Annotated in this window: 6 protein-coding genes and 1 rRNA gene; all 7 read left to right on the top strand. The window is 70.3% G+C overall.

Going from position 1 to position 6,862, the window contains the following annotated elements; genetic code table 11:
• Positions 1-84: ribosomal RNA gene (gene rrf / locus ABT095_RS36850) — 5S ribosomal RNA — on the top strand; the annotation flags it as partial.
• 101 nt (positions 85-185) lie between these two features.
• Entirely contained in the window at positions 186-797 is a 612-nt protein-coding gene (clsA, locus tag ABT095_RS36845; RefSeq protein WP_350533983.1) for a cardiolipin synthase ClsA, read from the top strand.
• Between the two features lie 172 nt (positions 798-969).
• Positions 970-3,465, top strand: coding sequence for a sugar phosphate nucleotidyltransferase (locus ABT095_RS36840; RefSeq protein WP_350533982.1), 2,496 nt, complete (start codon positions 970-972; stop codon positions 3,463-3,465).
• A gap of 87 nt (positions 3,466-3,552) precedes the next feature.
• A complete protein-coding gene (locus ABT095_RS36835) occupies positions 3,553-4,494 on the top strand; it encodes a DUF881 domain-containing protein (RefSeq protein WP_502885134.1) in 942 nt (313 codons plus the stop codon).
• Entirely contained in the window at positions 4,491-4,823 is a 333-nt protein-coding gene (locus ABT095_RS36830; protein ID WP_350533980.1) for a small basic family protein, read from the top strand. The genes ABT095_RS36835 and ABT095_RS36830 overlap by 4 nt, the downstream gene beginning before the upstream one ends.
• An 11-nt stretch (positions 4,824-4,834) precedes the next feature.
• On the top strand, positions 4,835-5,779 hold the full coding sequence (locus ABT095_RS36825; RefSeq protein WP_350533979.1) for a DUF881 domain-containing protein: 945 nt from the start codon (positions 4,835-4,837) through the stop codon (positions 5,777-5,779).
• Positions 5,780-5,960: 181 nt separating this feature from the next.
• Positions 5,961-6,824 (top strand): zinc-ribbon and FHA domain-containing protein, encoded by an 864-nt coding sequence (locus ABT095_RS38940; RefSeq protein WP_502885133.1) that lies wholly within the window; start codon positions 5,961-5,963, stop codon positions 6,822-6,824.
• The last annotated feature ends 38 nt before the right edge of the window (positions 6,825-6,862 follow it).

Here is a 6,862-nt window from a genome sequence, read left to right as displayed (position 1 = left end):
TACATTCCGAACCCGGAAGCTAAGCCTCACAGCGCCGATGGTACTGCAGGGGGGACCCTGTGGGAGAGTAGGACGCCGCCGAACAAATATTCAGAGAAGCCCCTCATCCGGGAACGGATGGGGGGCTTCTCTGTTGTAAGGTCAGTGCCGCAGAGTTGTCACACCCGGACACAGGAGGCCCCCCGGTGGAGGTCCAGGAGACGCGCGTCCAGACCGACCGCGTCCTCACCATTCCCAACCTGCTGAGCATGGCGCGGCTGGCTGGTGTGCCCATCTTCCTGTGGCTGATCCTCTGGCCGAAGTTCGGTGGGCCGAAGGTCGACGGCTGGGCGATTCTGGTGCTGATGCTGAGCGGGATCAGTGACTACCTGGACGGGAAGCTGGCCCGGCGGTGGGGGCAGATCAGCCGGCTGGGGCAGATCCTCGATCCGGCCGCGGACCGGCTGTACGTGCTGTCGACGCTGGTCGGGCTCACCTGGCGCGAGATTCTGCCGTGGTGGGTGACGGCGATCCTGCTGGCCCGGGAGCTGTTCATCGGTGCGTTGCTGCCCGTTCTGGCGAAGTACGGCTACGGGCCGCTGAATGTGAGTTTTCTCGGGAAAGCCGCGACATTCAATCTGATGTACGCGTTCCCGCTGCTGTTGCTGGGCGATGGCGGGACCTGGATCGCCACGCCGGCCAGGGTGGTCAGCTGGGCGTTCATCTGGTGGGGGACCACGCTTTACTGGTGGGCCGCCATCCTGTACGCGATTCAGGTGCGGCAGATCGTCAAGGGCGCGCGGGCGGCCGGGGTCTGAAAGTCGAGCCGGGGGCTCCGGTTGGCCCCGGATGGCGGAGAGTGAGCGGGTGAGTGAGACGACTCCCACGCTCGGCTCGGTGAGTCGGCAGGAGTTATCCGGGTAGAGGTGCACTGGAACGGTTTGATGGACCCCCACAGGGTTCACCACCGCGAAGGAGGACGCACCCGTAATGAAAGCCGTTGTGATGGCAGGGGGCGAAGGCACCCGCCTCCGTCCGATGACTTCGAGCATGCCCAAGCCGCTGCTTCCGGTGGCCAATCGGCCGATCATGGAGCACGTGCTGCGGCTGCTGAAGCGGCACGGCCTTACGGACACCGTCGTCACCGTGCAGTTCTTGGCCTCTCTGGTGAAGAACTACTTCGGGGACGGCGAAGAGCTGGGGATGCACCTCACCTATGCCAACGAGGAGACCCCGCTCGGTACCGCCGGGAGTGTGAAGAACGCCGAGGACGCACTGCGGGACGACTCGTTCCTGGTGATCTCGGGTGACGCGCTGACGGATTTCGATCTGTCGGCGCTGATCGCTTTCCACCGGGAGAAGGGGGCGTTGGTCACCGTCTGCCTCACCAGGGTGCCCAATCCCCTGGAGTTCGGGATCACCATCACCGACGAGGAGGGGCGGGTCGAGCGCTTCCTGGAGAAGCCGACCTGGGGCCAGGTCTTCTCGGACACGGTGAACACCGGGATCTACGTGATGGAGCCCCAGGTCTTCGACTACGTCGCGGCCGGGGAGTCGGTGGACTGGTCGAGCGACGTCTTCCCGCAGCTGCTGAAGGAGGGCAAGCCGGTCTACGGGTACGTGGCCGAGGGCTACTGGGAGGACGTGGGCACCCACGAGAGCTACCAGAAGGCCCAGGCGGACGTGCTGGAGGGCGCGGTCGACGTCGAGCTGGACGGGTTCGAGATCTCGCCCGGCGTGTGGGTGGCCGAGGGCGCCGAGGTGGATCCGGGGGCGGTGCTGCGCGGGCCGCTGTACATCGGGGACTACGCGAAGGTCGAGGCCGGGGTCGAGTTGCGGGAGCACACGGTGCTCGGCAGCAACGTGGTCGTCAAGCGCGGGGCCTTCCTGCACAAGAGCGTCGTGCACGACAACGTGTACATCGGCCCGCAGAGCAATCTGCGCGGCTGTGTGGTGGGCAAGAACACCGATGTGATGCGGGCGGCCCGGATCGACGACGGGGCGGTGATCGGGGACGAGTGCCTGATCGGCGAGGAGTCGATCATCTCGGGCAACGTCCGGGTGTACCCCTTCAAGACGATCGAGGCGGGCGCCTTCGTCAATACGAGCGTGATCTGGGAGTCCCGCGGCCAGGAGCACCTCTTCGGGCTCCGTGGCGTCTCGGGCATCCTGAACGTCGAGATCACGCCGGAGCTGGCCGTGCGGCTGGCGGGGGCGTACGCGACGACCCTCAAGAAGGGGGCGACCGTCACCATCGCGCGTGACCACTCGCGTGGTGCCCGTGCGCTCAAACGGGCGATGATCTCGGCCCTGCAGACCAGCGCGATCGACGTCCGCGACCTGGAGAACGTGCCGATGCCGGTGGCCCGGCAGCACACCGCGCGCGGCAGTGCGGGCGGGATCTTCCTACGGACCACGCCCGGGGTGCCGGACTCGCTGGACATCCTGTTCTTCGACCAGCGCGGGGCGGACCTCTCGCAGGCCGGCCAGCGCAAGCTGGACCGGGTGTACGCGCGGCAGGAGTTCCGCCGGGCCTTCCCCGGGGAGATCGGCGACCTGACCTTCCCCTCCAGCGTGTTCGACGGCTACGCGGGCAACCTGCTGAAGGCCGTGGACACCTCCGGGATCGCCGAGGCGGGGCTCAAGGTGGTGGTGGACACCGCGCACGGCAGCGCCGCGCTGGTGCTGCCCAGCATCCTCGGGCGGCTCGGGGTCGAGGCGCTGACCGTGAGCAGCGGGCTGGACGAGGCGCGGCCGACGGAGGACGCGGAGGAGCGGCGGGCCGGGCTGGCCAGGCTCGGGGAGCTGGTGGCCTCGTCCAAGGCGGCGTTCGGGGTGCGGTTCGACCCGGTGGGCGAGCGGGTGTCCTTCGTGGACGAGCTCGGGCGGGTGATCCAGGACGACCGGGCCCTGCTGGTGCTGCTCGACCTGGTCGCCGCCGAGCGGCGGAGCGGGCAGGTCGCGCTGCCCGTGACGACCACCCGGATCGCGGAGCAGGTGGCCGCCTACCACGGCACCCAGGTGCGGTGGACGACCACCTCGCCCGACGACCTGGCGCGGGCCGCGGCGGCGGACGAGACGATCTTCGGCGGCGACGGGCGCGGCGGGTTCGTGGTGCCCGAGTTCAGCGAGGTCCTGGACGGGGCGGCGGCCTTCGTGCGGCTGCTCGGGCTGGTGGCCCGGACCCAGCTGACGCTGAGCCAGATCGACGCGCGCATTCCGCAGGCGCACATCCAGCGGCGGGACATCGCGACGCCCTGGGCGGCGAAGGGGATGGTGATGCGCTCGGTGGTGGAGGCGGCCGGGAACCGGCGGCTGGACACCACGGACGGCGTGCGGGTGGTCGAGCCGGACGGGCGCTGGACGCTGGTGCTGCCGGACCCGGCGGAGGCGATCACCCACCTGTGGGCCGAGGGGCCGGACGACGAGGCCACGGAGGCGCTGCTGGACGAGTGGGCGGCCGTGGTGGACGGGGCCGGGCGGTAGGCCCACAGGCCGGTACGGGCGGAGGCACCGCCCGTACCGGCCTACCGGTGGGGGGGTGTGCGCCGGGCGCCCTGGCGACGTGGGACGATGTACCGCATGCCAGCACCGACGACGCCGAGTGACCGGGACGGACGCTTCTCGCGACCGGACGCCTCGATGTCCCTGCTGACCACCGTGATGGAGCACAGCCTCGACGACGGGTACGCCGAGGCGGCGCGGGCCAGGGGGGCCGAGGGCACCAGCAGGCTGCCCGGCTCGCTGCGCGGCCGGCTGATGCTCGCGCTCGGGCTGGCGCTCGCGGCCGGGGTGGTGACGGTGGGGGCGGTGAACGCGCACGTCGCCGAGCCCACGCTGGCCAAGGAGCGCGACGCGCTGGTGCAGCGGGTGACCAACTCGACCACGGCCGCCGACCACCTGCAGAAGCAGGTCCAGGACCTTCGGCACCAGGTGGACGCCGCGCAGCAGAAGGCGCTGCACACCGGGGACGACCAGGGTGTGGCCGAGCTGGCCGGGCGGGCCGGGACGGCGGAGGTGACCGGGCCCGGGATCAAGCTGGTCCTGGACGACGCCTCCGGCACCGGTGCGGGCGGTTCGGCGAACGACCCCCGGCAGACCAACGGCTTCTCGGACACCGGGCGGCTGCGGGACCGTGACCTCCAACTGATCGTCAACGGGGTCTGGCAGTCCGGGGCGGAGGCGGTCTCGGTCAACGGCCAGCGGCTGACCGAGCTCTCGGCGATCCGGGCGGCCGGGGACGCGATCCTGGTGGACAACCGGCCGCTGGTGCCGCCGTACACGGTGCTGGCGGTCGGGGACGGCCAGGCGATGAGCGCACGCTTCCAGGACATCGAGGCCGGGCGGTACCTGAAGATCATCCAGGACAGCTACGGGATCAGGTCCACCCTCTCCGTACAGAAGAAGCTGACCGTGCCCGCCGCACTGGGCATCACGCTGCGTTACGCGCAGCCGTTCGTCTCCGGCACGCCGAGTGCCGGGCCGACCTCAGGGACAGGAGCAGCCAAGCCGTGATTGCCGTACTGGGTCTGGTGATCGGAGTGGTCGTCGGCCTCTTCGTGCAGCCGGAGGTGCCGACCGCCGTCGTGCCGTACCTGCCGATCGCGGTGGTGGCGGCGCTGGACGCGGTCTTCGGCGGCGTGCGGGCGATGCTGGACGGGATCTTCGACGACAAGGTCTTCGTGGTGTCGTTCCTCTCCAACGTGGTGGTGGCGGCGCTGATCGTCTTCCTCGGTGACCAGCTGGGCGTGGGCTCGCAGCTGTCCACCGGGGTGGTCGTGGTGCTCGGCATCCGGATCTTCTCGAACGCCGCGGCGATCCGTCGGCACGTGTTCCGGGCCTGAGGAGGGACGACGTGGACGAGGAGAAGTCGGGGCCGGAGCAGGAGCCCGAGCAGGCCGAGGGTGCGGGCGACACGCCCGAGCCGGAGGCGAAGAAGACTGCTTCGGAGGAGCCTGAGCAGGCGCCCCAGCCGGAGCCCGAACCTGAGGCCGAGCCGGAGCCCGAACCGGGACCCGAGCCGGCGCCTGAGGCGGCGCCCGGGCCGGTGAAGGCGGCCGCGAAGGCGGAGGAGCCGTCAAACCCGCGGACGCGGCTGAAGGCCGCGCTGTGGCCGCTGCGGATCTCGCGCGGCCAGCTGGTGGTGGCCCTGCTGCTGTTCTCGCTGGGCCTGGCGCTGGCCATCCAGGTGCGCTCCACCAACGACCACAGCCAGCTGCGCGGGGCACGCCAGGAGGATCTGGTGCGCATCCTCGACGAACTGGACAGCCGTCAGCAGCGTCTTCAGCAGGAGAAGTCGCAACTCGAGCAGTCGCTGGCCCAGCTGGAGAACAGCTCCAACCAGGCCAAGGACGCCGAGGAGCAGACGAGGAAGAAGGCGACGGAGCTCGGGGTGCTGGCCGGCACGGTCAAGGCCACTGGTCCGGGCATCGTACTGACGGTCGATGACCCCCAGGGGCAGGTGAAGGCCGATATGCTGCTCGACACCCTGCAGGAACTCCGAGCGGCGGGGGCGGAGGCGATTCAGATCAACGATGTCCGAGTGGTGGCGAGCACCTACTTCACCGACGGCTCCGGCGGGGGTGTGCAGATCGACGGCAAGACCGTCTCCCAGCCGTTCAAGTTCACGGTGGTCGGGCACCCGCAGGATCTGACTCCCGCACTGAACATCCCGGGCGGTGTCGTGCGCACGCTGGAGAAGCAGCAGGCGCGCGCGACCATCACCGAGCAGCAGAACGTCGTGGTGGACGCACTGGCCGCCCCGAAGACCCTCCAGTTCGCCAAGCCGGCGGCGAAGTGACGGCCCGGCCACCGTACGGTCCGTCAGCCGCCGGGCACCCCCGGCGCCGTCGCCGAGCCGCCGATCAGCGACACTGGTACGTACCACTGGCCCCGACCTGGCAGGATGCCGGGACGAGTGCCTGTCCGAGATTCGCACCCTGCCCCGCGGGCGGGTCTGTCACACGCAAGGGGATTCGCCCGTGAGTCTGTTCTCGAAGCTGTTCGGCCGCAACAACCGACGCGACGCGGCGGTGGAGGCCCCGACGGCGCGTCACCGCCGGGCCGACGAGGAGGCCGGTGTGCCCGGCATGCGGCCCGCGCCGGAGCAGGGCGGCTACGACGAGCGCCCGCTGTTCCGGGACGGCGCCGGTGCGCAGGTCGGAGGGAATTCGGCGGCTTACGGCGCGTCGGCCGACGGTTCGGGCGCTCCGCGCATAGGTTTCCCGACAGGACCCTCAACCTCTGGTGGAGGGTTTGCCCCGAACCCCTACGGTCACGCCGCCGGTGTGCCCCGCCAGGAGGCTGCGTCCATGGCCACTCCGTGCCCCCGGTGCGGTAACCAGAACCCGGCGACCGCCAGGTTCTGCTCCAACTGCGGCACGGCCCTGCGCGGCATGGCCATCCCCGAGGGCGCGGCCGAGACCACCTCGACCATCTCGATCTCCGGTCTGGAGTCCTACGACCCCAACGCGACCAGCACCGGCGCCACCCCGGCCCTGTCGGCCGAGGTGCTGCAGGCGATCGACGCGCTGCCGCCGGGCTCGGCCCTGCTGATCGTGCAGCGCGGTCCGAACTCCGGCAGCCGCTTCCTGCTCGACGCGGACGTCACCACGGCGGGCCGTCACCCCGAGGGCGACATCTTCCTGGACGACGTCACCGTCTCGCGCCGGCACGTGGAGTTCCGCCGGCAGCCCGGCGGCTTCAGCGTCGCGGACGTGGGCAGCCTGAACGGCACCTACGTCAACCGGGAGCGGATCGACGAGGTCGGCCTCAACAACGGCGACGAGGTGCAGATCGGGAAGTACCGGCTGGTGTTCTTCGCCAGCCCGCACCGGGGGTACTGACCACCACGCGAACAGGAGCCCGAGTGACCTCGCACAGC

The organism is Kitasatospora sp. NPDC002227 (genome assembly GCF_040296285.1).
Lineage (GTDB): Bacteria > Actinomycetota > Actinomycetes > Streptomycetales > Streptomycetaceae > Kitasatospora.
The sequence above is the reverse complement of the archived record's forward strand: the minus strand, read 5'-3'. Positions and strand labels throughout refer to the sequence as shown.